Source organism: Luteolibacter algae (genome assembly GCF_042683045.1).
In the GTDB taxonomy this organism is placed as follows: Bacteria; Verrucomicrobiota; Verrucomicrobiia; order Verrucomicrobiales; family Akkermansiaceae; genus Luteolibacter; species Luteolibacter algae.
Window position 1 is genome coordinate 213,132 of the sequence record NZ_JBHUIT010000017.1, and the last position, 24,657, is coordinate 237,788.

Sequence of the window (24,657 nt, forward strand, 5' to 3'; positions counted from 1 at the left end):
TTACCTCTCAAGCAATATGGATATCACTTCTCCTCTCTGGTATGTCGCCTACATCACTGTCCTGATCGGACTTGCGGGCTACGGTTCACACCGTCTGACCATCATTTTCCTATACTTGAAGCATGTCAGCAAAAAGCCTGTTCCCCTGCAGAATTTCGAGGAACTGCCTCTGGTTACCATTCAGCTGCCTGTATTCAACGAGATGCACGTGGTGGATCGTCTTCTGGACTCGGTGGCAAAAATCGATTATCCGCAAGATAAGCTTCAGATTCAGCTCCTGGATGATTCTACTGATGATACTGTGCAAATTTGCCGTGAAGGTATTGCCAGATTAGTGGAACAGGGCTTTGATGCGGAACACATCCATCGCACAGACCGGACAGGTTATAAAGCGGGCGCACTTGAAAATGGAACACAGTTTGCAAAAGGTGAGTATCTTTTCATCCTGGATGCAGATTTCGTGCCTAACTCCGACGTTCTAAAGAAAACCATTCATTATTTTTCCGATGACAAAATCGGAATGATCCAAACCCGCTGGGGGCACTTGAACAGGACATTTAATGTTCTCACCCGTATCCAGGCAATGTTCCTTGATGGACATCTCGAGCTTGAGCAGACAGCCCGGAACCGTTCCGGCCGCTTCTTCACCTTCAATGGCACCGCCGGTATTTGGCGGAAATCCTGCATCGCGGATGCAGGTGGCTGGGAGCATGACACGCTTACGGAAGACATGGATTTGAGCTATCGTGCACAGCTCAAAGGCTGGCGCTTCATTTTCCTCAATGACGTTGAGACTCCCGCTGAGCTTCCAGTCGATATGGACGGCTTCAAGAGCCAACAACACCGTTGGACCAAAGGTTCTATCCAAGTCTGTAAAAAGGTGCTTCCTGCAATCTGGAAGAGCAAGGTGCCGCTTTTCGTGAAAATGGAAGCAACTGCCCATTTGACCTCAAACTTCGCATACCTGCTCCTGATCTGTCTTTGTTTCCTGATTTATCCAAACCAGCACGCACAACCTGATTTCGGAAAACTTACCTATTACATCATCAATATACCGATTTTCTTCTTTGCTTCCGTATCTGTGATTCTCTTTTACCTGACCTCTCAGAAGGCGCTCCGCCCGAATACCTGGTGGAAGGAAATTCCATATCTGCCGCTTCTACTGGCCTTGGGAATCGGAATGTCGATCACCAATGCCAAGGCTGTTCTAGAAGCACTGTTTAATCATCAGACGGCTTTCATCCGCACTCCCAAATATGGGATCGAGCAAAAGAACTCGGACTGGAAGAAGAGTAGCTATAAGGCGATCAAAACTCTTACTCCGTTTGTAGAATTTCTATTTGGCTGCTTTTTCCTCTTCGTGGTGGTTGAGGCCGCGATGCAAGGGCGTTGGTCTTCGGCAATTCTTTTGCTTCCATTCCCTGTAGGTTTTTACTATACCTCTATCTCGTCTATGGCACGAATGCTGCCTACCTTGTCCCGTCCTGATCTCACCAAAACGCCAGCCGCGAACTCATCAGATTCCCAATAATAATGAAAAGAGGTATTACACGCCTACTTCTCCCTTTAATCGGTTTAATTCTCCCGCTGACATTTGCCAGCTGTGGCTCGTCCCGCATGGATGAGCGGAACAAAATGATCGTCAGTGTGCGCGATCAGAAACTTCTTCTTGTCCGGGATGGGAAGCCTGTAAAATCTTATCCGGTTTCCACTTCCAAATTCGGAGTCGGTGATATCCCCAATTCCAACCGCACTCCTCTGGGTCGTATGAAAGTGGCTAAAAAAATCGGAGGTGGAGAGCCTGCCGGTGCCGTTTTCAAAAGCCGCCAGCCAACGGGGGAGGTGTTAAAACCAAATGCTCCGGGCAGGGATCCGATTGTGAGCCGGATCTTGTGGCTGACTGGCACGGAATCCAACAATAAGAATGCATTCCGGAGATTTATTTATATTCACGGAACTCCCGAAGTGAATCGCTTGGGAACTCCGGCCTCATATGGCTGCATCCGAATGGGAACCACCGATGTGGTGGATCTCTACAACCGGGTGGGCACTGGAGCGGAGGTGTATGTGATCCGCGGATCACTCAAAAGCACCACGAAGCAACGAAATTACACGGCGTTCCGCTAGGTAACGGATAAAAGAGCAAGATTTTTGCACATCAGCTTGACAATCCAGTAGGATAGCTACTAATTTCCCGCCCCCTGCCACGGCACAAACAACTTCTTATTTCAATATTTCTTTAAAATCATGGCCAACACCAAATCCGCAATTAAGCGCAACCGCCAGACAGCAACCCGCACCGAGCGTAACCGCGCTGAGAAAAGCCGGATGAAAACTCTCCGTAAGAAGACTCTAGCAGCAATCGAAGCTGGCAATAAAGAGGATGCCGCTAAGGCTAGCTCCGAGTTCGCTTCCGTTGTTGATAAGGCAGCCAAGCGTAACCTTATCCATCCAAACAAGGCGGCTAACCTTAAGAGCAAAACCGCAAAAGCAATCGCAGCGATTGCCTAGTTTCAAACGAACCGGTCATATTTAGTCGGTTCAAGTTTAGCGAAATTTTTATAAATTAAGCGGACCGGCACGCCGGTGCCGCTTTTTTTGTGTAACATTATGCAGAATCCCACTCCAAATCGTGCAGAAACGGCCGCAAAAATTGCTGCTGCTCCGCAAAACTACAAAGTTTGCGAAGGTTGTGATTCCATTGTCGGTAGATCGACGGCGATTTGCCCGAACTGTCATAGCTTCCGGTTCGATGAAACGCCAGACAGCGTTGTAAACCAGGCGGTGATTTTAGGAAATCGTGAACAACGCTCGGTGACTGCGGAAGATCTTGGTTAAGCATTTTCGATGATCCAAGCGGTAGCCCTTGATTCGCTGAGCCTGTCTGGACCATCTTAGGCCATGTCTATTGCATTTAAAGAATGGCGGGTAGTTTGTGATGCTCTATCCACCGGGCGTCAGACGATCCTTCTACGCAAGGGTGGAATTCACGAAGGTCGCGAAGGTTTCGCCTTTGCGCACGACCGGTTCTTTCTCTTTCCTACAAAATTTCACGCGCAACTGGATCAAGTGCGTGAAGGCGAATTTACTCCCGAGCGGGAATGGCAGGTGGGGGATGTCTTTGAGATCACTCATTTCGCGAAGGCGGAATATGCGGTGACGCTTACGGATTGGAACCAGGTCGAGGATCTTTTCCCCTACCATATTTACACGGAACAGACCCTGAAAGAACGATTCGATTGGGAAGGCAAGGGGATGAGCACTGGAAGTATTCATCTAGCGCTGGTGCGGGTATACGCTCTCGGAGAGCCTCTTGAGCTTCACTACGAGAAAAAGTTCGGCGGTTGCCGCTCTTGGGTGGAAATTCCTGCGGAGGAGGGGCCAACGCTTTCAGACGCCGTGCCAGTGGTAAAAGCTGATGCTTTCGCGGAAATCGCGGCTGAGATCTCAATGATCGCCGGACGTGACTTTAGAATGTCTTGATTGAGGATAGGCCTCCATCCGGCCGGAGTATTTGTCCGGAGATAAAGGCAGCCTCGTCAGACAGTAGAAAAGCTACAAGAGTGGCTATATCATGTGGGGTTCCAATTCTTTGAAGGGGATGCCGTTTTGACGCGGAGCTAAGCTTTTCTTCTGTTCCCAACAGTCCGGACGCCAGTGGGGTGTCGGTAAGTGAAGGTGCAATGGCATTGACCCGGATTTTCGGAGCGAGCTCTGCGGCCAAAGACTTTGTGAGTCCTTCAACCGCGGATTTTGCGGTCGCAATTGAAGCGTGGAATGGCATTCCTTGAGCCGCAGCCACGCTGGAGAATGTGACGATGGAAGCGCTCGCCGACTGTTTCAGAGACGGCAGAGCTTGGCGTATCGCACAGATAGCTCCCAAGCAATTTATCTGGAAATCAGACAGAAAATCTTTGTCAGTGAGCCGATGGAAAGGCTTCAGCGTAATCGTGCCAGGAAAGTAGACCAAACCATCCAGACGCTCGGGCAGTTCCAATGAACCTGAATGTTCCGCATCAAATGGCTGAATCGGGATGCCAAGTAATTCGAGCTGATTTGTGGAGCGTGATGCGGCGATCACGTGATGGCCTGTGCTTTTCAGCAGCTTTACCGTCTCAAGGCCGATTCCCGAATTTCCCCCGACGATTAGAAAAGTTTTTTGCATCTCAGAAGATGAGGGGCTGGGCCCGACCTGCAACTTCCTTTTCGTAAACTATTCTCACGAGATCTGAGCGGCCGCCCGGGCGCTAATCTCCGAGAGAGGAATCGTGACGAACGGTCGCTCCTTGATTCTAGGATGGGGCAGGATCAAACGCGGATGATTCAGCTTGATACTTCCAAAGGTAAGCAAATCGATATCAATCACCCGGGGAGCGTTCCGAACCGGATTTGGCTGCCGCCCGAGCTTGATCTCGATTGTCTGGGTGATATCCAGTAATTCAAGCGGATCGTTTCCCGGATAGTGGAGTTCGATAACTGTGTTCAGAAATCGTGGCGAATTGGGAGGACAGTTCTGCGGGGGTGTATCGTGGAGAGACGCTTCCAAGAATGGTTCACCGGCAGACGAGACTTTCCGCAGCTCTTCAATGGCGGCCGCGATATTGGCATGGCGGTTTCCAAGATTGGAGCCAAGTGCTAGAGCAACGCGAGGCATGTGAATTCTGATCCCGAATTGATAAGATAGATCTTAGTCTTCCAGATTGGAAAGACTGGAAATACCGTAGTTTCTTTGCACACGCTGATTGGCTTCATCCACTTTCGCTGAAGGGATAATCACGGGACGATTGGCGCCATAGAGCTCGATAATATGAAACTCTGGTGGATTCTCAGTATAAAGTAGTTCGTGTGCCTGCTGGAGATCCGTAACTGGGATACCATTGATTTTTTCTACCGCCAGACCCGTGAAGTTATCGATTTGGGAGGTGACGGGATCTGGTTCGATCTGGGTGAGTATGACGATGTCCTTTTTCTCCTGAAAGATCCCTTTTGAAACATAGTCGGTAAATAGCCTGCGGACCGTCACATCCTTGAACTTGGATGTGGCGAAAAGATTGGTATCCAGCGGTTGAAATACCAGGCCCGCAAAAACAACGTAGCGGGGCTTTTTCTCGTATTGAACCGCATACATACGGGAGGCGGGGAGGGGCTTCAGGGTAACTTCCACATCATTCCACGACCCGTTTCTCAAGAACCGGATGGCGACTTTGTCTCCGGCATACTTGCGCTCGACAATTTCGTTGAGATTCACTTTCTCGCCATCGACGAGAACCTGGCCATCGCTATCAACGGGATTCCCATCAAGCGAAATCAGGACATCGCCCGGCTGAAGCACTCCGTCCGCCGATGTTGTAGGGACAACATTTGTAATTAGAACTCCTTGGCCGTTGTCCTCCAACCCCAAGGCCTTACGCATCGCCGGATTATGCAATGGAAACTCATTGATTCCCAGTTCCGCGTAGTGATCGTAAGAGCCATCGGAGATGTCTTTGATGAAGCGTTTCACAACAGGCGTGGGGATGATATAACCGGTATTGTCTGCTTGGCGAAGGCCTTGGAAAGCGACTCCTACCACTTTTCCATCCTGCAGGACCGGACCACCGGAATTTCCCGGATTGATCGCCGCATCAATTTGGACAACGAGGTGGGAATCCGCGCGGCTGTGGGAGTATGGCTGGAAATCGATACGGGAGACGATGCCCTTTGTCACAGATAGTCTGTCCCCGCCCACCGGATACCCAATTACAGTGACTTGAGATTCCAGCAGCGGGATTTCTCCAATCGGGAAAACAGGGAAATCCTCGAAATCGCTGAAATCTTCAAGTGAAAGCAGTGCCAAATCACAATCATGGGCGATATATTCGACCTTGGCAGGATATTTTTCCGGACTGCCGTGAACGGTAATGAGAATCCGCTGTTGGTTTGAAACCACGTGGGCATTGGTCAAAATCTGGTTCTTGCCGATGAGAAAGCCGGTGCCTATTCCTCCGCCGAAGCGGCCGCTATTCCAAGGAGTTTCATAATCCGGCGTTTGGGTAGCGACTTCGATGCGTAGAACCGACCTGTAAAGTTTGGACGAGCCGTTCTGAGCAAGCCCGGGAACGACGAGTAACGTGATAATGGAAAATACCAGAGCGAGGGCGCGGCGAGTCATGTTGGGGAGGAGTTTAGGTAAGCTTGGAAAAATGGCAAAGGAGAACTCTTTGGATTCCCACGATCTTTTGATGGGACCGGGGAGTAGGAACGATGGTCGTTTGTTCTCAACAAGTGCCAATTGCGAGAAGGGTCTGAAATCTGGGATGCTCTTCCTCCTTGTCGGCAATGAGCGTTTCGATCTGCGAGAAGCCAGACTTTTCCAGCATCACAGCCAGGTGGCTTTCGGAAAATCCAAGCCATCGGTCCGCATAGAGCTCTCTGGCCTCGGAAAAATTGTGCAGCAGTAGATCCAGGACAATCAATCTGCCTCCGGGGCGTAGTATGCGATATGCGGAATCCAGAGCGCGCTGCGGATTTTCCGCATGGTGGAGGGCTTGGCTGAGTATTGCCAGATCCATACTCTTCTCCTGAATGGGAGGTTCCTCAATGTCACCCAACCGAAATTCGAGATTATGCAGACCGTTGGCGATGGCAATTTTCTGGGCATACTCGACCATTTTTGGCGAGAGATCGATAGCGATTACCTTTTCCGCACGCTGGGCGAGTAATTGTGAGAGTGTGCCCTCGCCAGCGCCGAGATCCGCCACATGACGGTAGTTCATTGATTTTATCAATGCCTCTGCCAGTGCTTTCCACGAACGACCCGGCACATAATCCTTACCAAACCGCCCGGCCAATTCATCGAAGTAGGCCCGGGCATAATCCTTCCGCTTTTGGAGAATATGGTTGAGCGCAATGCGATCCGCGCTGACTTCTGGAATTTCCTCGGCAGCCTGGGACGCGATACCGGCAAGTCTTTCCGGTAAAGAGCCCGAGTAGACATTGTTTTTCCCGCTCCGCTCGTCATTGACCAAGCCCGCGGTCTTTAGCTGAGAAAGCTGGGTGGAAATGCGGCTTTGACCCATTCCGAGAATTTCCTGCAATTCAGCTACAGACAACGCATCCTGACTCAGCAGCATCAGGATCCTCAGGCGGGTGGGATCCGAAATGAGTTTCAGGGATTTGATGATTGACTGCATGTGTGGAATGTTACATCAACAAATCACGATTTGACGATACGAAAAATTCAAAACACATGAGCACATTCATATTTTCCTCAGAATCGGTTGGTGAGGGCCATCCGGACAAGGTCTCGGATACAATCTCCGATGCCATCCTCGACGCATGTCTTGCAGTCGATCCATCCAGCCGCGTAGCTTGCGAAACGTTCGTCAAAAGCAATGTTGTTGTAATCGGAGGCGAGATCACGATTCCGAAGTTACAAGATAAGAAGACCGGCACCACCAAGCCAATCGACGAGGTTCTGAATATTGGCAAAATTATTCGGGATGCCGTGCGCGGGATCGGCTATACGAACAATGATGATGTCTTCCATGCAGACTCAATTTTCATCAATAATTACCTTACGATCCAGAGTCCCGACATCGCACAGGGAGTCGATGCGGAAGCCGCAGAGGGCAAAAAGACCGATAAGCAAGGTGCGGGTGACCAGGGGATCATGTTTGGATACGCATGCAACGAAACGCCGGAGCTGATGCCTGCTCCGATCATGTTTGCGCATCGTCTGGGCCGGGAGTTAACGCGAATTCGCAAAGAGGGAAAACTGGCACCGTGGTTGCGCCCGGATGCGAAAACCCAGGTCTCCGTCGAGTATGTGGACGGGCGGCCTACCCGGATCATAAACGTTGTGATCTCCACCCAGCATACGGAAGGTGTCACCCATGCTGAAATTGAAACTTTCTGCATTGAACAAGTGATCAAGCAGGTCCTGCCGCAAGAGATGCTCACTTCCCAGACTGAGTTTTTGATCAACCCTACCGGAAAATTTGTCATCGGCGGGCCACAAGGTGATAGTGGCCTTACGGGACGTAAAATCATTGTCGATACCTATGGCGGAAGCGGACGCCACGGAGGCGGTGCTTTTTCCGGAAAGGACCCTTCGAAGGTGGATCGCTCGGCGGCATACATGGGCCGTTGGGTAGCAAAAAATGTTGTCGCCGCAGGTCTCGCGGAAAAGTGCGAAGTGCAGTTTGCCTACGCAATCGGCCACCCCGAGCCTGTCAGCGTTCATGTCGATACTTTCGGCACAGGCACGGTCGAAGACTCGAAAATCCTTGGAGCTGTTCTCAAGGTGTTTTCGTTCAATCCTGCGGATATCATCCAGCAACTGGACTTACTGCGACCGATCTACTCCAAAACCACAAACTACGGACACTTCGGCAAGGAAGACTCCGATATCACGTGGGAAAAAACCGACAAAGCTGAAGCACTGAAGAAAGCGATCAGCTGATTTTTATCTACCATACCTAACAAAAAATATCATGAGCTTTACCGACTACAAAATAAGAGACATCGGCCTCGCAGAATTCGGACGCAAGGAAATCGACATCGCGGAGCACGAGATGCCAGGCCTGATGGCCACGCGCGAAAAATACGGCAAGAGCAAGCCGCTCGAAGGCGTGCGCATTATGGGCTCTCTGCACATGACCATTCAAACAGCGGTTCTCATTGAGACGCTCGCCGATCTTGGCGCGGATATCCGGTGGGTTTCCTGCAATATCTTCTCCACCCAGGATCACGCTGCGGCAGCAATCGCGGCCCGTGAGATTCCCGTTTTTGCCTGGAAGGGTGAGACCCTCGAGGAATATTGGTGGTGCACTTGGCAGGCGCTTGTCAACAAGGACGGTCTCGGTCCCCAGCTCATCGTGGACGATGGTGGCGATGCCACACTACTTATCCATAAAGGGTATGAAATGGAGAATGGCTCCAATTGGATCGACAGCCCGGGCGAAAGCGAAGAAGAGCAGGTCATCAAGGATTTGCTCAAAGACATCAAGGTCAAGCAACCGGGTATCTTCCATACGATCGTGAAGGACTGGAAAGGCGTTTCAGAGGAAACCACCACTGGCGTCCACCGCCTCTACCAGATGGCAAAAGCAGGCACCTTGCTGGTTCCTGCGATCAATGTGAACGACTCCGTTACCAAATCAAAATTTGATAACCTCTATGGCTGCCGCGAGTCACTTCTCGACGGCATCAAACGGGCGACAGATGTGATGATATCCGGAAAGGTCGGCGTAGTCTGCGGATATGGAGATGTTGGAAAAGGCTGTGCCCAAGCCCTCCGTGGCGCGGGTGCCCAGGTGGTTGTCACCGAGATCGACCCGATCTGTGCTCTCCAGGCCGCAATGGAGGGTTTCCGGGTTCTTCCGATTGAGGATACGCTTGGATGGGGTGATATCTATGTCACGACGACTGGTAACAAAGACATCATCCGTCTGGAGCACATGGAAAAGATGAAGGATCAAGCGATCGTTTGTAACATCGGGCATTTCGACAATGAGATTCAGATGGATAAGCTCAACAAAGCTCCTGGTGTGACCCGCCTCAACATCAAGCCACAGGTGGACAAATACACCTTCCCGGCCGGAAACAGCATCTATATGCTCGCCGAAGGCCGATTGGTAAACCTGGGCTGTGGAACCGGACATCCTTCATTCGTGATGTCCAATAGCTTTACGAACCAAACCCTGGCACAGATTGATCTCTGGCAGAATAAGGATAGCTACAAGGCCGGTGAGGTCAAAGTGTTGCCAAAGCATCTCGATGAAGAGGTTGCACGTCTGCACCTTGAGAAAATTGGCGCAAAACTCACCAAATTGACTAAGGAACAAGCCGATTACATTGGAATTACCGTAGAAGGCCCTTACAAGGCGGATCATTACCGCTACTAAGGAATCGTTGGTAAGTTTACCCTCTTCCAAGCCATCCGGAACGCCTCCCGGATGGCTTATTTTTTGAAAAGATCTTTGATGTTTCAAATGTTGTGATAATATGTTCCATATGAAATACAAAGCTGAGCATGACGATGCCCTGAAAAAGGGAATTGGGCATCCGCAAAACGCAGAATCCGGTTGTGGAATATTCAATGAGCCGGAGGCGGTGTATCTAGTGAGCCGTGTAAGAGATGGCTTGGATTTCGATGAATTTCAGACGCTTAGGCAGATGCTTGAGCTCACGGAAGAGCGTCTTGCCGCTCTCCTCGGTATGTCCCGCGCCACACTTCATCGTCGGAAGAAAAGCGGGCATTTGGACCGTGCGGAATCGGACCGTTTGGTTAGATATGCGCGGCTATTCGCACGCGCTGTCAATGTCTTGGGTGGAAATGAAGCCGCAGGGCGTTGGCTCAGAGAGCCTGCTTTCGCTTTTCACGGAGAATGTCCGCTTGATTACGCCGATACCGAGATCGGTGCACGCGAAGTAGAGGCATTGCTTGGACGTATCGAACACGGAGTTTTCTCTTAAATGCCCTTGTTTTATAGAATTTGCCAGAGCCAATGGGTTGGAACGGCAATGAGCGGGGAAGGCGCGCGGCTGTATGGCGGCCGATGGAATCCTCCGGGGATGCCTGCGGTTTATTTGGCCGAGTCCCGTGCTCTGGCCGCACTGGAGATTGTCGTTCACGCCTCGCCGCAATCTCTCTTATTGGACTGGTCGATCATCGAGGTGGAAGTGCCGGAGAAACTGATCGATAATGTGGATCCGGACGATCTGCCAAGAGGTTGGTCGCTTCAGCCATCATCTCCTTCCGCCCGAAAATTTGGTGGGGATTGGCTATCGGGTCGGTTCAATCTGGCAATTCGCCTACCCAGTTCGATCATTCGTGAGGAATACGCATTATTGCTGAATCCGAATGTGGAAAAGATGTCCTCTCTAAAGATTTCCAAGCCTCGGAAATTCCTATTTGATTCGCGACTTTCGTATGGGGATCACTAGTCATCGAAATTTATTTCAGCTTGGAGAGCGGCAAAGATTCTGTGACATACGGCAATGAGCGGGAAGCAATCGGATTGGGAAAGCAGTAAAAATCTGGCAAAGGCAATTCTGCATGATCGCAGCATGCGTCGGAAGTGGCTGGCACGGTGGTTGATACTGACTCTTGCGTGGATGGTTTCCGGCTTGTGGGTGATCGATTCCTGGTTGGATGCTTCAGTAGTGCGTTTTCTGATCTGGTGGGGAATTTGCGCGATTCTGGCGCTGGGGTTGATGTTGTTCGCGCTATACGATGCCCTATCTGTGATTCGCGAGGAGAGGAAATGATGGTGGCGGGATGCGAAATCCGTGACAGAGTGGAAAAATGAGAGGCGAGAAGAAAAGAGCACTGATTTATCAGCTGATGGTGCGAACTTTCGGCAATAAAAATCCCCATCGAATCCCAAGCGGCAATATTGAGGAAAATGGTTGTGGAAAGTTCAAAGATATCGATGACAACGCGCTCGAATCTATTTCCAAAATGGGTTTTACCCATATCTGGCTGACCGGCGTGATAGAACAGGCGTGTGGAACCAGCTATCCGGGAATTCCGGCGGATCCCCCGGATATTCTGAAGGGCAAAGCGGGGAGTCCCTACGCGATCAAGGATTATTTCGATGTTTGTCCGGACTATGCGGAGGATCCCGAGTGCCGTTTGAAGGAATTCCAACAGCTTTTGGATCGCTGTCATAACCATGGTTTCAAGGTTCTCATCGATTTCGTGCCAAACCATGTGGCGCGTAGTTATCGGTCGGATGTTTATCCGAAGCTCTCATTCGGACAGGGCGATAATCGGAATGTCTTTTTTGATCGGGACAATCATTTCTATTATTTGGATGAGAATAGTCCGGGCGGGGGACCTCCCCTGCGGCTGCCCACGAGGGAGATGAGTGGCTGTAGCGGACTGTTTGAGCAGGAAACGGAATTTGGGAGAGTTACCGGAAATAATGCAATCACATGGCAGCCATCGATCAATGATTGGTATGAAACGGTGAAATTAAATTACGGGCACGACTTTACCACTGGCCGGGCAACGCAACACTTGCCCGATCCGGATGCAGATCTCTCGGAGGTTCCCCGCACTTGGGCGACGATGGATGGAATTCTCGAGCATTGGCAGAGAATGGGAGTCGATGGTTTCCGGGTGGACATGGCTCACATCGTGCCAATGGAATTTTGGCAGTGGCTGGTAAAGCGTGCCCGCTCGCGCGATGAAGATGTCTTTTTCATGGCGGAGGCCTATGACAATGATCCGGATAAACTTACCGATGGCGATGTCCTCCAGGAACTGGTGGAATCCGGATTTGATGGTGCCTACGAGCATCCGACCTATAAGATTCTTCAGGGAATTTATGAAAACGGCAAATGGGCGAATGACATTGATCCATTAACCATGTGCGGCGAGCGCTTCCACCGCTGCGTGCGTTATCTGGAAAATCACGATGAAGTCCGGATTGCCAATCCAAAGCAGTGGGGAGGGGCGGGAATGGATGCTGGAAGACCTGCCACGGGGGTGATGTTTGGCATAAGTCGCGCGAATCTAATGCTCTATCACGGCCAGGAAATCGGTGAGCCGGCAATCGGTGCGGAAGGTTTTTGCGGTGACGATGGGCGCACTTCGATTTTTGACTATACCTCGATGCCAGAATTCCAGAAATGGGTTAACGGGGGAAAATATGACGGGGGCCGTCTGTCGGACAGGCAAAAATCTCTGCGCGCATGGTATGGCAGATTGCTGGAAATTCTCAAAGAACCAGCATTCGAACATGGGGAATTTTATGGATTGAACCATGCCAATAAGGGCAACCACCGTTACGGCCGCCTAGCTGGGGAAGAGGTTTCCGGACACTGGCTCTACAGCTTTTTACGGACCGATCCAGCCTCCGGGCAATGTTTCCTTTGCATGGCCAATTTTCATCCATCGGCGCGGTTGGATGATGTGGTTATTGATTTCCCTGAGAACGCGCTGGAATTCATCGGTAGAAGGCACCTGAAAGAGATCTCTTTTACCGAGATGCTTGAGGGAGCTCCGGCTTTGTCTGAATCAATTGATCGGTTGATAGAGTGCGGCCTGCATGTGGGAAATTTGGAGCCATTTTCCGTTCGCTATTACGAGTTGAAATGATTGCCCACACAGGTTGAACTGGCCGTCATGGATTTTGTAGCAAAAGCACGGGCTGTTATCGCGATGGAAGCCGATAGCCTGCGGGATATGGCCGATCGCGTGGATGTCAGCTTTGCGGAGGCTGTTCAGCTAATCCAGACCTCAATGGAGAATCGTGGAAAGGTGGTGATTGTCGGAGTGGGAAAGTCCGGCAATGTCGGGCACAAAATTGCTGCTACCCTTAATTCCACCGGAGCTACCGCCGTAGTCCTGAACTCGCAGAACGCACTCCATGGGGATCTTGGACTGCTGAGCGATGGGGATGTGATTCTTGCATTGTCCTATTCCGGGGAGACCCAGGAATTACTGGAACTATTGCCGTTTCTGCGCAGCTTTGACGTGAAGGTAATCGCGCTTTGTGGGAAACGAAATTCTTCTTTATCCCGTGCGGCGGATATCACGCTTGATACCTCCGTCATGCGTGAGGCCTGCCCATTGAATTTGGCGCCGACTTCTTCATCTACCGCCATGCTCGTAATGGGAGACGCGGTGGCGATGGTATTGCTGGAGGCGCGGGGATTTACCGAGAGTGATTTTGCACGATATCACCCGGGTGGCTCGTTGGGCCGGGCGCTGCTGTTGAAGGTGGGCGATGTAATGCGCCGTGAGGAAAAAATGCCGACCGTGCCGCTCAGTGCCCGCGTTCTGGACGCTGTGGGTCAGATGAACCGGACCCGATCCGGAGCTTGCCTGATTCTGGACGAAAGCGGGAAGCTGGCGGGGATCTTTACCCATGGAGATTTCGCCCGTGGCTATGAGAAAGACCCGGCCATCGGTGGGGCGGCAATCTGCGATCTGATGACAAGAAATCCAATTTCCCTCACGGAGGACTCGCTTGCGGTGGAAGCTGTGAAACAAGTCGGCGAGAAGCGTATCGATGATATTGTCGTGGTCAATGCCGAGGGAAAACCGGTGGGGCTTATCGACGCCCAGGATCTCGCTCGCTTGAAACTCGTCTGACATCTTTTCATCATTATGGAGCAGATCGAAGTGGCCATTATTGGCGGTGGTCCGGCGGGTTTGAGAGCTGCGGAAGTAGCGGCAAGTGCGGGGCGTAAGGTAGTGGTTTTTGATGGGAAGCCGTCGGTTGGAAGAAAATTTCTTGTCGCTGGGAAGGGGGGATTGAATCTCACTCACGGGGAAAACTTCGATCAATTCACAACTCGCTATTGCGGTGGTGCATTATGGGAGGAATTGCTCCGGGACTTTGATCCCCAAGCTCTGCGTGAATGGGCACATTCGCTCGGACAAGAGACGTTTCAAGCGAGCAGTGGTAGGATTTATCCAAGATCGTTGAAAGGCGCGCCACTGCTACGTGCTTGGTTGGGCAGGTTGAAAGAGCTCGGTGTTGATATCCGTCCGCGCCATCTGTGGTGTTCTCTCGAAAGAGGAATGATCTTGAACTTCCAGGATCAACCAAGCGTCCAGGCCAAGGCGATTGTTTTTGCAATGGGAGGTGCCTCATGGCCCAAGACAGGATCGGACGGAGCCTGGGTTGAGAGTTTCAGCAAAATGAATATTGGTTGCACCGATCTGGCGGCATCGAATTGTGGCTGGGAATGTGACTGGACCCCGGAAATTCTCACTGCGGCAGAGGGCTTGCCGATTAAGAATATCTGTGTCTCCGCTGGAGGAAAAAGTCTTTCAGGTGAGTTGCTGGTAACCCGTTATGGCCTGGAGGGAGGGACGATCTACGCTCTGGGGCAGCAGCTTCGGGCGATGTCCCGTCCGGCAATAAATATCGATTTCAAACCGACTTTTTCCGTCGAGCAGCTGGTTGCAAAGTTGGATTATGGAAAGGGAAATCTGTTTAGGAGAGCTTCCAAACTCTGGAAACTGAGCGAACCCGCCGCTGCGATACTTTCCCGCAAGTCTTATCGAAATGGTGTGGAACTGGCGATGGAGACGAAGCATTGCGAAATTCCTCTCAACTGCCCACGCCCAATCGCAGAGGCGATTTCCTCCGCGGGAGGAGTCCGCTGGGATGAGCTGGATGAGAAACTGATGCTTGTCGGAATTCCAGGAGTCTTCCTCTGCGGTGAAATGATCGATTGGGATGCGCCAACGGGCGGGTATCTGTTACAGGCGGCGTTTGCGACAGGCACACGGGCAGGCAGGGAAGCGGCAGCTTATGTGGCGTAATCTTCTGGTGGGCATTTACCGGATTTGAGCTCTTCAAAATTTCACTTCCTACAATGAGGTGAATCACGTAGTTCTCAGAACATCGTAAACGTCATTTCTTTTTTCGTTTCCAGAGAAAACCTCGGAAAGCCGGGTTGTGACTTTGAGCGCTCCCTACTTCAAAAAACCGTTCCAAATAGAATTTCATCCATTTTATGAGTCTTCGTATCGCACTCCTTCCCGGTGATGGCATCGGCCCAGATGTCACCTACGCCACTGTCGAGGTTCTCAAAGCTCTCGAATCAAAGACTCCGGAGCTCAGCTTCGAGTTCCACGAGCAGGCCGTCGGGGCCGCAGAGTATCTCCGCTCTGGCAGTCCTCTACCCGAGGAAGCGTTCGAGGCTTGCCGGGCGGCGGATGCCGTTTTGCTCGGAGCCATGGGGCTTCCGGATGTGCGCTGGCCGGACGGTAAGGAAATGACTCCCCAGATTGATCTCCGCGAGCGCCTGGATCTCTACGCGGGGCTCCGCCCGATCAAGCTTTATCATCCGGATGATTCTCCTTTGAAAGGCTATGGGTCGGAACGTCCCATTGATTTTGTTCTCGTCCGGGAGAGCACCGAGGGGCTCTTTTCGGCACGCTTGAACCAAGCTGATTCCGGCGGAGATGAATCCCGCGATGTGATGAGAATCACCCGCAGGGGAGCGGAGCGTGTTTGTCGGAAAGCATTCGAGTTGGCGAGAAAGCGTAGAAAAAAATGCACGCTGGTCGACAAAGCGAACGTTTTACCTTCGATGGTCTTTTTCCGCAGAATTTTTGATGAAGTGGGCGAAGAGTTTCCGGATGTCACCAGAGAGCATGTCTATGTGGATGCCATGGCACTTTTCATGGTCCGTAAACCGGATGCTTATGATGTAATTGTGACTGAAAACATGTTCGGCGATATTCTCAGCGATCTTGCCGCAGGGATTGTTGGAGGAATGGGGATGGCACCTTCGGGAGATGTGGGAAATGACTGTGGGATTTTCCAGCCATCCCACGGAACCGCACCGGATATCGCGGGGAAAGACATCGCTAATCCGGTAGCGACCATTTTGTCCGCCGCGATGATGCTGGACTGGCTGGGACATGCGGATCCTGCGGATCGCATCGAGTCTGCGGTCTCGAGAGTGCTTGCTGACCCCTCGAAAAGAACACCCGATATGAATGGAAAGCTCGGCACAGCTGAGATGACTGCTGCCGTGATTGCTGAACTTTAGCGCAACGATCTATCAAAATGATTCCCACCCCGATTGATCTCACCATGCCTTTGACCGCCGGAATGCGCGGAGTCAGCTATGAGGAAGCACGGTCGATCGAGAAGGATGGATGGAATGCCCGCACATTGCATATTTATTCCCATGCCGGGACCCATATGGACGCGCAGACCCATTTTGGGGCAGGGGAGGAGACGATCGATTTGTTACCGCTTGATCGCTGTATCGGGCCCGCATGGGTGGTCCGCCTCCCGGGTCTCTCTCCAGGCACATTGCTGACGGTGGCGCATCTGGGTGGGATCGCGGAAAAGTTCCGCAATGGTGATTCGCTACTGTTTCATACTGGGTGGAGTGCTTTCCTGGAAGAGACAGAAATTTATCGGGATGGCTTGCCGCGTATTTCCGAAGAACTGGCCCGCTGGTGTGTGGAACGCGAAGTGAAAATCCTTGGTGTGGAGCCTCCGTCCGTGGCAGACGTCAACAATCTCCCGGAACTTACCTTGATTCACGAGATCTTGCTATCCGCCAAAGTAACCATTGTGGAAGGACTGACGAATTTGGAAAAAATTCCCGGTGAAAGATGCGATTTCGGGGCGTTTCCATTACGAATTTCCGGTGGCGATGGCTGCCCGTGCCGGGCTGTGGCCTGGCCGGAATCCTGATCAATCAATTTCTCCAAAAACCCGATAAAACCCATCATGCCAGTCCGTCTTTTACTTCTCACCGGGACGTTTTTGATCTCGCTCCTACTTTATATTGATCGGACCTGCATCCAGGTTGCGGGCGATGCGATCAAGCGCGATCTGAACCTTACCGACACCCAATTTGGCTGGATACTGTCCATTTTCACTTTGGGTTATGCGCTTGGCCAGACTCCATCCGGTATCCTCGCGGATCGGCATGGACCACGGAAATTACTCACAGGGGTTATCGGCTTATGGTCCGTGCTCACTGCGGTTACAGCTTCGGGGTTCAACTTTATTTCGATGATGGTGATTCGTTTCCTTTTCGGAGCCAGTGAAGCGGGAGCTTTTCCGGGCATGGCTCGTGCGACATTGAATTGGTTTCCCGTAAAAGAGCGTGGGCTTGTCACTGGAATCAATTTTTCCGCCTCCCGGCTTGGCGGTGCTGCCGCATTACCTCTGATGGTCTGGTTGATTGAGGCGGCAGGCTGGAAAGGATCTTTCCACATTCTCGGGGGAATCGGTGTGATATTTGCCATCGTTTGGTTTCTGCTTTTCCGCGATACTCCGGAGGAGGCAAAGAATATCAGCGGAAAAGAGCGGGATTACATAATCGAGCATCGCCAGAAAATCAACAGATCCGCCGATGCTCCGGAAGTCGGTTTCGGTCAGTTAGTATCCGACCGGAATGTGATTCTTTTGATGGCTCAATATTTTTGCAGCAATTTCACGTTCTTTTTTTGTCTTTCGTGGCTGTTCAAATACGTGAAAGACACCTACGGCTTGGCAGCCGCCGACACGGCATTGTTGGCCGCATTGCCGCTATTGGGCGGTGCCGCTGGCAATTGGTTTTCCGGATGGTTGGTCGATCGGTTATATCAGAGTAAGGGAGTAACCATATCGCGGAGGATTCCAGCGATCGTTGGATTTGTTCTAGCGACAGCCGGCTTGCTACTGAGTCTTCAGATGGCCACGGCATTTCCCGCAGTTATTTGCCTGACCATCGCAGTGTTTGGTGCCGATATGACGCTGGCCTCCTCTTGGTCCTGCTGTGTGGATATCGGGGGGAAATCCTCCGGCGCGGTTTCCGGAACCATGAATATGGCCGGAAATCTGGGCTCTTTCGCTACGAGTCTGGCGTTCCCGTATTTATTGGCATGGTTCGGCAGCACGACGCCCTTTTTCTTCATCGCCGCATCGTTGAACGCGGCTGCTGTCATCTTTTGGTTTATGATCCGGCCGGACGAGGGGTTCGATGCCAGGAGCTTTCGTCCGTAGCCTCCCGATTTTATCAAAAAATTAATTTCTATCATTTATGAAAGTTCTCAAAGGAGTGTGCATCGGCGCGGGCTACTTCAGCCATTTTCAATACGAGGCATGGCAGCGGATTCCGGAAGTAGAGATCGTGGCATTTTCCAATCGTGATGCCGAACGCTCCCAGTCGATCAAAGATCAATACGGGATTCAACGTAGTTATACAGATTGGCGGGAGATGCTGGAGCAGGAACAACCGGATTTTGTGGATATCATCACGCCACCGCCGACTCATCTGGAGATTTGTAGATTCGCGGCCGGGCTGGGGATCGATATCATCTGTCAGAAACCACTTGGGACGACCTTGGATATTGCCAAAGAGATCGTCAGTTCCACCGAAAACGTTCGCTTTATGGTCCATGAAAATTTTCGGTTTCAGCCATGGTATCGCGAGATAAAATGTCAGCTGGAAGCAGGTTCCATAGGAAGGCTTCACTCGATTTACATGCGTTCGAGGATGGGCGATGGGTGGGGGGATCAAGCCTACATACCACGACAGCCGTATTTCAGAGATTACCCGAAACTTCTGATTTACGAGACCGGCGTGCATTTCATCGATACCTTCCGTTATTTGGCTGGTGAAGTAACGGGGGCGTCGGCCTGGTTGCGTCGATTGAATCCCGTTATCAAGGGCGAGGATTGTGGGTTAATGATCCTAGAGCATGAGAATGGCTGTATCTCCCAATGGGACGCGAACCGCTACAATGAGCCTCCTCACGGAGTGAATGCGCGCTATACCTTTGGAGAGATGTTGCTTGAAGGGACCGAAGGAAGCATCCGGCTCGGGCTGGATGGCCGTCTCATTTTACAGCGGTTGGGTGAAGAGGCGAATGTGATCAGCTACCAGCCTTCCGCACACGGCTTCGCAGGAGACTGCGTGTATGCGTGCCAGCGTCATTTTATCGACAGATTGCTGGATGGGAACGATTTTGAAACGAGCGGGAATGAGTATTTGAAGACGATGCAGGTGCAGGAAGAAGTTTATCAAAATGCTGAAACCCGGAAGAAAATTTAATTGGGCGTTATGGACAGGAAGATGATTTCAGAAGGACTGTGGAGATTTTACGTCGATCTCGGTAAGGTGATCAACACGATCCCGGAGGGGAGGATCGGGGATCGTGTAGCCGAAGCATTGCTCCAGTGCGGCACATCCCAAATGATGCATTTTGATCATTCCGGGGATAAGGAATTTTCCGGATGCCGGGAGCAATGCTGCCAGGATCTACGTGAAGCGATGGGCTGGCTGAAGTATGCTGAACAAACGGAAGTTCTACCCACGGACTCGACCTCGCGGCTGCTCGAGGAAGCGAAGAATCTACTGGAACAGCTACAGGAAACGTCTTCGATTCCCGGCTATCGTGGGCTGGACCATTTGGCTATTGCCGTGGCTTCTACCGAGGAAGCCTTGCAGCTTTGGCGGGATAGAATGGGCTTTCCAGTGGTTTGTTCCGAGGTGGTAAATGAGGGCTCGGTGCGGCTGACGCATTTGGATCTGGGCAATACTCACCTGCAGCTTGTTGAGCCTTTGCTGGAGGGGCATCCATTGTATGCCTGGCTGGCCGATAACGGAGGGGCGGGCTTGCATCACCTTTGCTTCCGAGTCGAAGATATTGATACCGTGATGACCGCTTCACCACTGCCGACAGCAGCGAAATCCCATCAGGGAACCGGAGGCAAAAGAGCGGTTTTCCTCGAAAAGAAACACACGGGTAACGTGCTGATGGAATACACTGGTGCGTGAAGCTGCGAAATGAATTTTTCTCTCAAGAAACCATGCTCATTATATTAGATGACGATCCCACGGGCACGCAAACAACGCGCGGTTTGCCCGTTCTTACCGAGTGGACGGTGGATGCTCTCAAGTCAGAAATTGATCGGGATGGTGAAGCATTTTTTATTCTGACAAACAGTCGTGCACTGACGGAAAAGGCTGCGATCGATCTCAATCAAACCATCGCAAGAAATCTTTCCGTGGCGGCGGCAGGACGAAAATTCACCTTGGTTTCCCGGGGAGATTCCACGTTGCGCGGTCATTTTCCGCTGGAGACAGATGTTCTCTCTGCGGAGCTGGGGCCATTTGATGCGACTTTTCTTATCCCGTTTTTTGAAGCCGGTGGAAGAATCACGCAAGAGGATGTCCATTATGTCCGGGAAGGCGAAAGACTCATCCCGGTTGGGGAGACACCATTTGCAAAAGATCCGACATTTGGTTTTAGCTCGTCCAATCTCAAAGACTATATTGTGGAAAAATCGCACGGCCGGATTGCCACATCGGAGGTTTTTTCCCTTTCGCTCGAAGTGCTCCGATCCGGAGTCGGATTTGTGCGGGATGCTGTGGTGGAGTTGCCGGAAGGATGCCATTGTATTGTGAATGCTACCTTGCCGTCCGATCTACAGGCTTTTGCCGCAGGGCTGAAACTCGCGGAAAAGGCGGGACGGCGCTTCTTGTTTCGCACAGCGGCGGAGTTTGTCGCTGCCTATTTGGGACAAGCTACCGGCGAACTACTAGATCCGGCGAAGTTGGGTCCGTCGTCCGGAATAGGTGGTTTGATCGTTGTTGGCTCCCATGTGCCAAAAAGCACGGTGCAGCTTGAAAGGCTGATCTCCGGGGAAATCATGGAGCCAATCGAGCTCAATGTTGCTTCCCTGCTGAACGAAGATAAGCGCGCTGCGGAGATCGATGCTGCGGGTGCCAGAATGGCTGCCACCCTTGGAGCGGGGCGCGATGCTGTCCTTTTCACAAGTAGGAAAAGAATAGACGGTCTGGATGGTGAATCGTCTTTGGAGATTGCCGGAAAGGTCTCCAGCGCACTGGTGGAACTTGTCGGAGGACTAAACGTGCGCCCCCGCTATTTGGTTGCGAAAGGAGGCATCACCTCCAGCGATCTTGCCACTAAGGCCCTACGGGTGAAACGGGCAATCGTTGTCGGGCAAATATTACCCGGTGTGCCGGTCTGGGAGATCGGGGAGGATTCGCTTTTTCCAGGGCTGCTCTATGTGGTCTTTCCCGGGAACGTGGGCTCTGAAGATGCTCTCGTAAGACTTGCTGAAAATCTCTCAATCAAATGAAACGAATTACTTTTTTTCTTATCACTGTTTTTGCCTGCAAGTCAGCTATCTCCCATGCCAGGGAAACAACGGAGGAATGGCGGGAGCTGGCTCTTTCCACGCATCCCACAGCACGGCATGAGGCTACCTTCCTATCCCACGAAGGGAAGTGTTACCTTCTGGGCGGGAGACGGATCAATCCCGTGGATGAATTTGATCCAAAAACCAAAACGTGGAGATCGATGGCGAAATCTCCGATCGAGTTACACCATTTCCAGGCGATAAGTTACGATGGTAAAATCTGGATCGTCGGGGCCCTGACTGGTCCCTATCCGGGAGAGAAACCGGTGGCGAATATTTACATTTTCGATCCCCGGGAAAATGAATGGTCGGTAGGGCCTGAGATACCGGAAGGCAGACGGCGCGGGAGCAACGGAGTCGTATTACACGAAGGGAAAATTTATTTGGTTTGCGGTATACGCAACGGTCATATCGGCGGATATGTCTCGTGGCTGGATAGTTACGATCCGGTCAGAAAAGAATGGAAAATACTGCCGGATGCTCCGCGCCCGAGAGATCACTTTGGCGCGGCTCTCGTTGACGGGAAAATCATCGCCGCAGGCGGGAGAACCACCTCTCAGGAAACGAAACAAGTCTTTGATCTGGTAATCCCGGAAGCAGATATTTTTGATATTAAGGCCCAGACTTGGAGCACCGCAATCGACCCTATCCCCACACCGCGCGCGGGGACGATGACGATTTCCCTGGCCGATCGCGCAGTGATTGCCGGAGGAGAAAGCATGCGTGAGAAAGCACATGATGAAGTGGAAGCTCTGGATCCTGCTTCGGGAAAATGGGAAAGCTGGCCATCGTTGGTCACCGGCCGCCATGGCACTGGATTGGCCATGGTAGACGGGATGCTTTACACCGCCGCCGGATGTGCGGTCCGGGGCGGCGGGAAAGAGATCAACAGCACGGAAGTCTTATCCATGCCGGTTGAGAAGAAATGAAGCGGGAGCCTCAGGACATCAACGCTTCAATCTCATCCGGATCAAGAGGTATGCTTGCCATCAGATCCGTGTTTTCTGTCTCTCCAATAAGGTAGTTGTTTTCCAAACGGATACCGATGTTTTCCCCGGGGATATAGATGCCTGGCTCAATTGTAAAAACCATGCCGGCGGCGACGGGTCCGTGGGATGGTGAGACGTCGTGAACGTCCAAGCCCAGATGATGGGAGGTGCCATGCATGAAATATTTCCTTACGAGAGGTTTGGTCGCGGGTTGAGCCGCTGCTTGTTCTTCAGTAAACAAGCCTAGTGCGATAAGCTCTTTCTCCATTTCGGAAAGGATGCTTGCCTGGAAATCTGCAATGAAAATTCCCGGCCGAAGTATGGAATTTGCAAATTTCATGATACGTAGAACCGCCTCATAGACTTCGCGTTGGCGTGGCGAAAATTTTCCGGAGACAGGGATGGTCCGTGTCATGTCCGCATTCCAGCCACCATATTCTGCGGCGACATCCATCAGGAGCAAATCACCTGCCACGAGTTTTTGGTCGTTTGTGATGTAGTGAAGCACGCACGCATTTTTTCCTCCCGCAATGATCGGTGTGTAAGCGAAGCCGCGAGATCCGGATTTGATGAATTCATGAATGAATTCCGCTTCGACTTCCCATTCTCCAAGGCCCGGTTTTACAAATGGCAGAACTCTCCGGAAACCGGCTTCCGTGATACGGCATGCTTCTTTGGTAAACTCGATCTCTTCCGCGCTTTTGATTACGCGCAGCTTGTGCAGCAGGGGGGCGAGGCGCTTGTAATTATGGAGAGGAAAGCGCCCCTGGCATTCTTTGATAAAACGCGCGTTTCGAGACTCGACGGTGACGTCCGCGCGAGGATGTTCATTGGTCGTAAGATAGATATTTTCCGCCTGAGGGGCGAGCCGATTGAAAATATTATCGAAGTTCGATACCCATTCCACACGGCTAATTCCGGTCCGCCCGGTGGCTTGTTCTTTTGTCAGTTTAGCGCCTTCCCAGACGGCTATGAACTCATTGGTCTCACGGACGAAGAGAATTTCCCTATCGGCGGGGTCATGGGCCTCGGGAAATACGAGTAATACAGTTTCCTCCTGGGCGATTCCGGTTAGGTAGAAGAGATCGTTGCTTTGCTTGAAGGGCAATGTCGCATCGGCATTGCTCGGATAGACATCATTCGAATGAATGATAGCAAGACTGGCTGGCTCAAGCATCGTGGTAAGGTTCTCGCGGTGCTTGGTGAAAAGTGATGCGGAAGGGAGTTTTGTGCGCATGCCGGGAGTCTCTCCCATAGCCGCCCTTTGTCGAGAATTGGCTGTTATTTGCCGCTCGGGAATGGAGTGTGAAAGCGAGTTCGGCATTTTAGCCATGGTTACCGGCTTGCAATGCAAGGCATGCTGTGGAGAGCTTGTGGGGGGGAAAGTTAATATGAGTTTTTTTGATCCTGGCAGAACGTCTTTGAAAGTTTGTGGTGTGACGCGGGAAGCTGACGCCTTGAGATTGGTGGACATGGGGGTGGATGCCGTTGGTTTTAATTTTTGGCCGAAATCAAAACGCTACCTGGACCCTGAAAAAGCAGTTTGGTCTCTGGACCTCGCTGAAAAAATCCTCCGTGTGGGGGTCTTCGTCAACGAAAGGGGCGATCTTCCATATCGGCTGTTTGGTGAGGGCCTGATTGATGTCGTCCAGCTTCATGGCGATGAAGCACCTGAAATTACTGCGAACTTTGTGAAAGCGGGAATTCCAGTCATAAAAGCCGTGGGTGTGAAGGATGAGAGCGATTTATCTCTTGCCGGACGGCACGATTCCGATGCCATCCTGCTCGATGCTCATGCACCGCAAGTTTTTGGCGGGACCGGGGTTACCTTTGATTGGCGTTTGGCAAAGCGTTTTCAAATGGACTTCCCGGAAAAGGTCTTAATCCTCGCCGGAGGAATTACGGCTGAAAATGCCGCGGAAGCGGTTCGGCAGGTGGCACCGGCTGCCCTTGATGTGGCATCCGGTGCGGAAATCTCACCCGGCATCAAAGATTTTGAAAAAGTGGCGGCACTATTGGCTGCTTGCAGAAAATGA

The 24,657-nt window shown here is 51.7% G+C and carries 26 protein-coding genes; 21 read left to right on the forward strand and 5 right to left on the reverse strand.

The annotated features are described in order from the left end of the window. Positions 1-16: 16 nt before the first annotated feature. The 5 genes from ACFSSA_RS10160 to ACFSSA_RS10180 all read left to right on the forward strand — a co-directional run bounded on the left by ACFSSA_RS10160 (position 17) and on the right by ACFSSA_RS10180 (position 3,483). Positions 17-1,531, forward strand: coding sequence for a cellulose synthase family protein (locus ACFSSA_RS10160; RefSeq protein WP_386820335.1), 1,515 nt, complete (start codon positions 17-19; stop codon positions 1,529-1,531). A 2-nt stretch (positions 1,532-1,533) separates the two neighbouring features. Continuing rightward, positions 1,534-2,127 (forward strand): L,D-transpeptidase family protein, encoded by a 594-nt coding sequence (locus tag ACFSSA_RS10165; protein ID WP_386820336.1) that lies wholly within the window; start codon positions 1,534-1,536, stop codon positions 2,125-2,127. Positions 2,128-2,247: 120 nt separating this feature from the next. Next, positions 2,248-2,511 (forward strand): 30S ribosomal protein S20, encoded by a 264-nt coding sequence (gene rpsT, locus ACFSSA_RS10170; RefSeq protein WP_386820337.1) that lies wholly within the window; start codon positions 2,248-2,250, stop codon positions 2,509-2,511. 99 nt (positions 2,512-2,610) lie between these two features. Next, positions 2,611-2,838 (forward strand): hypothetical protein, encoded by a 228-nt coding sequence (locus ACFSSA_RS10175; RefSeq protein WP_386820338.1) that lies wholly within the window; start codon positions 2,611-2,613, stop codon positions 2,836-2,838. A 63-nt stretch (positions 2,839-2,901) separates the two neighbouring features. Then, positions 2,902-3,483, forward strand: a complete 582-nt coding sequence (locus ACFSSA_RS10180; protein ID WP_386820339.1) for a DUF1802 family protein — start codon at positions 2,902-2,904, stop codon at positions 3,481-3,483. On the opposite strand, the gene ACFSSA_RS10185 is transcribed toward ACFSSA_RS10180, so the two are convergent. The 4 genes from ACFSSA_RS10185 to ACFSSA_RS10200 all read right to left on the reverse strand — a co-directional run bounded on the left by ACFSSA_RS10185 (position 3,470) and on the right by ACFSSA_RS10200 (position 7,172). Further along, complete coding sequence (locus ACFSSA_RS10185) at positions 3,470-4,165, reverse strand: SDR family NAD(P)-dependent oxidoreductase (protein ID WP_386820340.1); 696 nt, start codon at positions 4,163-4,165, stop codon at positions 3,470-3,472. The two genes, ACFSSA_RS10180 and ACFSSA_RS10185, sit on opposite strands and share 14 nt — an antisense overlap. 54 nt (positions 4,166-4,219) lie before the next feature. Continuing rightward, positions 4,220-4,654 carry a 2-amino-4-hydroxy-6-hydroxymethyldihydropteridine diphosphokinase gene (gene folK / locus ACFSSA_RS10190; protein WP_386820341.1) on the reverse strand — a complete coding sequence of 145 codons (435 nt, stop codon included), beginning with the start codon at positions 4,652-4,654 and terminating at the stop codon, positions 4,220-4,222. A gap of 33 nt (positions 4,655-4,687) precedes the next feature. After that, positions 4,688-6,151 (reverse strand): S1C family serine protease, encoded by a 1,464-nt coding sequence (locus tag ACFSSA_RS10195; protein WP_386820342.1) that lies wholly within the window; start codon positions 6,149-6,151, stop codon positions 4,688-4,690. Between the two features lie 106 nt (positions 6,152-6,257). Further along, positions 6,258-7,172 carry an ArsR/SmtB family transcription factor gene (locus ACFSSA_RS10200; protein WP_386820343.1) on the reverse strand — a complete coding sequence of 305 codons (915 nt, stop codon included), beginning with the start codon at positions 7,170-7,172 and terminating at the stop codon, positions 6,258-6,260. Positions 7,173-7,228: 56 nt separating this feature from the next. Between ACFSSA_RS10200 and metK the strand changes: the two genes are divergently transcribed. The 15 genes from metK (at position 7,229) to ACFSSA_RS10275 (ending at position 22,561) form a co-directional block, all read left to right on the forward strand. Continuing rightward, entirely contained in the window at positions 7,229-8,443 is a 1,215-nt protein-coding gene (metK, locus tag ACFSSA_RS10205; protein WP_386820344.1) for a methionine adenosyltransferase, read from the forward strand. A gap of 31 nt (positions 8,444-8,474) precedes the next feature. Continuing rightward, positions 8,475-9,887, forward strand: a complete 1,413-nt coding sequence (ahcY, locus tag ACFSSA_RS10210; RefSeq protein ID WP_386820345.1) for an adenosylhomocysteinase — start codon at positions 8,475-8,477, stop codon at positions 9,885-9,887. 109 nt (positions 9,888-9,996) lie between these two features. Beyond that, the gene (gene parS, locus ACFSSA_RS10215; protein ID WP_386820346.1) at positions 9,997-10,458 is read left to right on the forward strand and encodes a type II RES/Xre toxin-antitoxin system antitoxin; all 462 of its coding nucleotides are present in this window, start codon (positions 9,997-9,999) and stop codon (positions 10,456-10,458) included. After that, the gene (locus ACFSSA_RS10220; protein ID WP_386820347.1) at positions 10,459-10,929 is read left to right on the forward strand and encodes an RES family NAD+ phosphorylase; all 471 of its coding nucleotides are present in this window, start codon (positions 10,459-10,461) and stop codon (positions 10,927-10,929) included. A gap of 54 nt (positions 10,930-10,983) precedes the next feature. Then, positions 10,984-11,253, forward strand: a complete 270-nt coding sequence (locus ACFSSA_RS10225) for a hypothetical protein (RefSeq protein WP_386820348.1) — start codon at positions 10,984-10,986, stop codon at positions 11,251-11,253. A 76-nt stretch (positions 11,254-11,329) separates the two neighbouring features. Next, positions 11,330-13,090, forward strand: a complete 1,761-nt coding sequence (locus tag ACFSSA_RS10230; RefSeq protein ID WP_386820349.1) for an alpha-amylase family glycosyl hydrolase — start codon at positions 11,330-11,332, stop codon at positions 13,088-13,090. A gap of 27 nt (positions 13,091-13,117) precedes the next feature. Next, a complete protein-coding gene (locus ACFSSA_RS10235) occupies positions 13,118-14,089 on the forward strand; it encodes a KpsF/GutQ family sugar-phosphate isomerase (RefSeq protein ID WP_386820350.1) in 972 nt (323 codons plus the stop codon). Positions 14,090-14,104: 15 nt separating this feature from the next. Continuing rightward, complete coding sequence (locus tag ACFSSA_RS10240; RefSeq protein ID WP_386820351.1) at positions 14,105-15,271, forward strand: BaiN/RdsA family NAD(P)/FAD-dependent oxidoreductase; 1,167 nt, start codon at positions 14,105-14,107, stop codon at positions 15,269-15,271. A gap of 194 nt (positions 15,272-15,465) precedes the next feature. Further along, the gene (locus tag ACFSSA_RS10245; RefSeq protein ID WP_386820352.1) at positions 15,466-16,509 is read left to right on the forward strand and encodes an isocitrate/isopropylmalate dehydrogenase family protein; all 1,044 of its coding nucleotides are present in this window, start codon (positions 15,466-15,468) and stop codon (positions 16,507-16,509) included. 17 nt (positions 16,510-16,526) lie between these two features. Then, on the forward strand, positions 16,527-17,168 hold the full coding sequence (locus ACFSSA_RS10250) for a cyclase family protein (protein WP_386820353.1): 642 nt from the start codon (positions 16,527-16,529) through the stop codon (positions 17,166-17,168). Between the two features lie 36 nt (positions 17,169-17,204). Continuing rightward, positions 17,205-18,467, forward strand: coding sequence for an MFS transporter (locus tag ACFSSA_RS10255; RefSeq protein ID WP_386820354.1), 1,263 nt, complete (start codon positions 17,205-17,207; stop codon positions 18,465-18,467). A gap of 37 nt (positions 18,468-18,504) precedes the next feature. Continuing rightward, positions 18,505-19,518, forward strand: a complete 1,014-nt coding sequence (locus ACFSSA_RS10260; protein WP_386820355.1) for a Gfo/Idh/MocA family protein — start codon at positions 18,505-18,507, stop codon at positions 19,516-19,518. 9 nt (positions 19,519-19,527) lie between these two features. Beyond that, complete coding sequence (locus ACFSSA_RS10265; RefSeq protein WP_386820356.1) at positions 19,528-20,244, forward strand: VOC family protein; 717 nt, start codon at positions 19,528-19,530, stop codon at positions 20,242-20,244. A 32-nt stretch (positions 20,245-20,276) separates the two neighbouring features. Beyond that, the gene (locus ACFSSA_RS10270) at positions 20,277-21,572 is read left to right on the forward strand and encodes a four-carbon acid sugar kinase family protein (protein WP_386820357.1); all 1,296 of its coding nucleotides are present in this window, start codon (positions 20,277-20,279) and stop codon (positions 21,570-21,572) included. Next, entirely contained in the window at positions 21,569-22,561 is a 993-nt protein-coding gene (locus ACFSSA_RS10275) for a Kelch repeat-containing protein (RefSeq protein WP_386820358.1), read from the forward strand. The genes ACFSSA_RS10270 and ACFSSA_RS10275 overlap by 4 nt, the downstream gene beginning before the upstream one ends. Positions 22,562-22,571: 10 nt before the next feature. Here the strand turns inward: ACFSSA_RS10275 and ACFSSA_RS10280 are convergent, their stop codons facing one another. Continuing rightward, the gene (locus ACFSSA_RS10280; RefSeq protein WP_386820359.1) at positions 22,572-23,858 is read right to left on the reverse strand and encodes an aminopeptidase P N-terminal domain-containing protein; all 1,287 of its coding nucleotides are present in this window, start codon (positions 23,856-23,858) and stop codon (positions 22,572-22,574) included. Positions 23,859-24,012: 154 nt separating this feature from the next. Here ACFSSA_RS10280 and ACFSSA_RS10285 point away from each other — a divergent pair, with 154 nt between their 5' ends. Beyond that, positions 24,013-24,657: a phosphoribosylanthranilate isomerase gene (locus ACFSSA_RS10285; protein WP_386820360.1), complete on the forward strand. Its 645-nt coding sequence runs from the start codon at positions 24,013-24,015 to the stop codon at positions 24,655-24,657.

What these genes read in the sequence shown, in the direction of transcription:
- parS (WP_386820346.1), top strand. Translation starts at nt 9,997, where the DNA reads ATGAAATACAAAGCTGAGCATGACGATGCCCTGAAAAAGGGAATTGGG.
- ACFSSA_RS10260 (WP_386820355.1), top strand. Translation starts at nt 18,505, where the DNA reads ATGAAAGTTCTCAAAGGAGTGTGCATCGGCGCGGGCTACTTCAGCCAT.
- ACFSSA_RS10160 (WP_386820335.1), top strand. Translation starts at nt 17, where the DNA reads ATGGATATCACTTCTCCTCTCTGGTATGTCGCCTACATCACTGTCCTG.
- metK (WP_386820344.1), top strand. Translation starts at nt 7,229, where the DNA reads ATGAGCACATTCATATTTTCCTCAGAATCGGTTGGTGAGGGCCATCCG.
- ACFSSA_RS10245 (WP_386820352.1), top strand. Translation starts at nt 15,466, where the DNA reads ATGAGTCTTCGTATCGCACTCCTTCCCGGTGATGGCATCGGCCCAGAT.
- ACFSSA_RS10180 (WP_386820339.1), top strand. Translation starts at nt 2,902, where the DNA reads ATGTCTATTGCATTTAAAGAATGGCGGGTAGTTTGTGATGCTCTATCC.
- ACFSSA_RS10225 (WP_386820348.1), top strand. Translation starts at nt 10,984, where the DNA reads ATGAGCGGGAAGCAATCGGATTGGGAAAGCAGTAAAAATCTGGCAAAG.
- ACFSSA_RS10195 (WP_386820342.1), bottom strand. Translation starts at nt 6,151, where the DNA reads ATGACTCGCCGCGCCCTCGCTCTGGTATTTTCCATTATCACGTTACTC.
- ACFSSA_RS10200 (WP_386820343.1), bottom strand. Translation starts at nt 7,172, where the DNA reads ATGCAGTCAATCATCAAATCCCTGAAACTCATTTCGGATCCCACCCGC.
- ACFSSA_RS10220 (WP_386820347.1), top strand. Translation starts at nt 10,459, where the DNA reads ATGCCCTTGTTTTATAGAATTTGCCAGAGCCAATGGGTTGGAACGGCA.
- ACFSSA_RS10265 (WP_386820356.1), top strand. Translation starts at nt 19,528, where the DNA reads ATGGACAGGAAGATGATTTCAGAAGGACTGTGGAGATTTTACGTCGAT.
- ahcY (WP_386820345.1), top strand. Translation starts at nt 8,475, where the DNA reads ATGAGCTTTACCGACTACAAAATAAGAGACATCGGCCTCGCAGAATTC.
- ACFSSA_RS10230 (WP_386820349.1), top strand. Translation starts at nt 11,330, where the DNA reads ATGGTGCGAACTTTCGGCAATAAAAATCCCCATCGAATCCCAAGCGGC.
- ACFSSA_RS10235 (WP_386820350.1), top strand. Translation starts at nt 13,118, where the DNA reads ATGGATTTTGTAGCAAAAGCACGGGCTGTTATCGCGATGGAAGCCGAT.
- ACFSSA_RS10255 (WP_386820354.1), top strand. Translation starts at nt 17,205, where the DNA reads ATGCCAGTCCGTCTTTTACTTCTCACCGGGACGTTTTTGATCTCGCTC.
- ACFSSA_RS10175 (WP_386820338.1), top strand. Translation starts at nt 2,611, where the DNA reads ATGCAGAATCCCACTCCAAATCGTGCAGAAACGGCCGCAAAAATTGCT.
- ACFSSA_RS10250 (WP_386820353.1), top strand. Translation starts at nt 16,527, where the DNA reads ATGATTCCCACCCCGATTGATCTCACCATGCCTTTGACCGCCGGAATG.
- ACFSSA_RS10165 (WP_386820336.1), top strand. Translation starts at nt 1,534, where the DNA reads ATGAAAAGAGGTATTACACGCCTACTTCTCCCTTTAATCGGTTTAATT.
- ACFSSA_RS10280 (WP_386820359.1), bottom strand. Translation starts at nt 23,858, where the DNA reads ATGCGCACAAAACTCCCTTCCGCATCACTTTTCACCAAGCACCGCGAG.
- ACFSSA_RS10275 (WP_386820358.1), top strand. Translation starts at nt 21,569, where the DNA reads ATGAAACGAATTACTTTTTTTCTTATCACTGTTTTTGCCTGCAAGTCA.
- rpsT (WP_386820337.1), top strand. Translation starts at nt 2,248, where the DNA reads ATGGCCAACACCAAATCCGCAATTAAGCGCAACCGCCAGACAGCAACC.
- folK (WP_386820341.1), bottom strand. Translation starts at nt 4,654, where the DNA reads ATGCCTCGCGTTGCTCTAGCACTTGGCTCCAATCTTGGAAACCGCCAT.
- ACFSSA_RS10240 (WP_386820351.1), top strand. Translation starts at nt 14,105, where the DNA reads ATGGAGCAGATCGAAGTGGCCATTATTGGCGGTGGTCCGGCGGGTTTG.
- ACFSSA_RS10185 (WP_386820340.1), bottom strand. Translation starts at nt 4,165, where the DNA reads ATGCAAAAAACTTTTCTAATCGTCGGGGGAAATTCGGGAATCGGCCTT.
- ACFSSA_RS10285 (WP_386820360.1), top strand. Translation starts at nt 24,013, where the DNA reads ATGAGTTTTTTTGATCCTGGCAGAACGTCTTTGAAAGTTTGTGGTGTG.
- ACFSSA_RS10270 (WP_386820357.1), top strand. Translation starts at nt 20,277, where the DNA reads ATGCTCATTATATTAGATGACGATCCCACGGGCACGCAAACAACGCGC.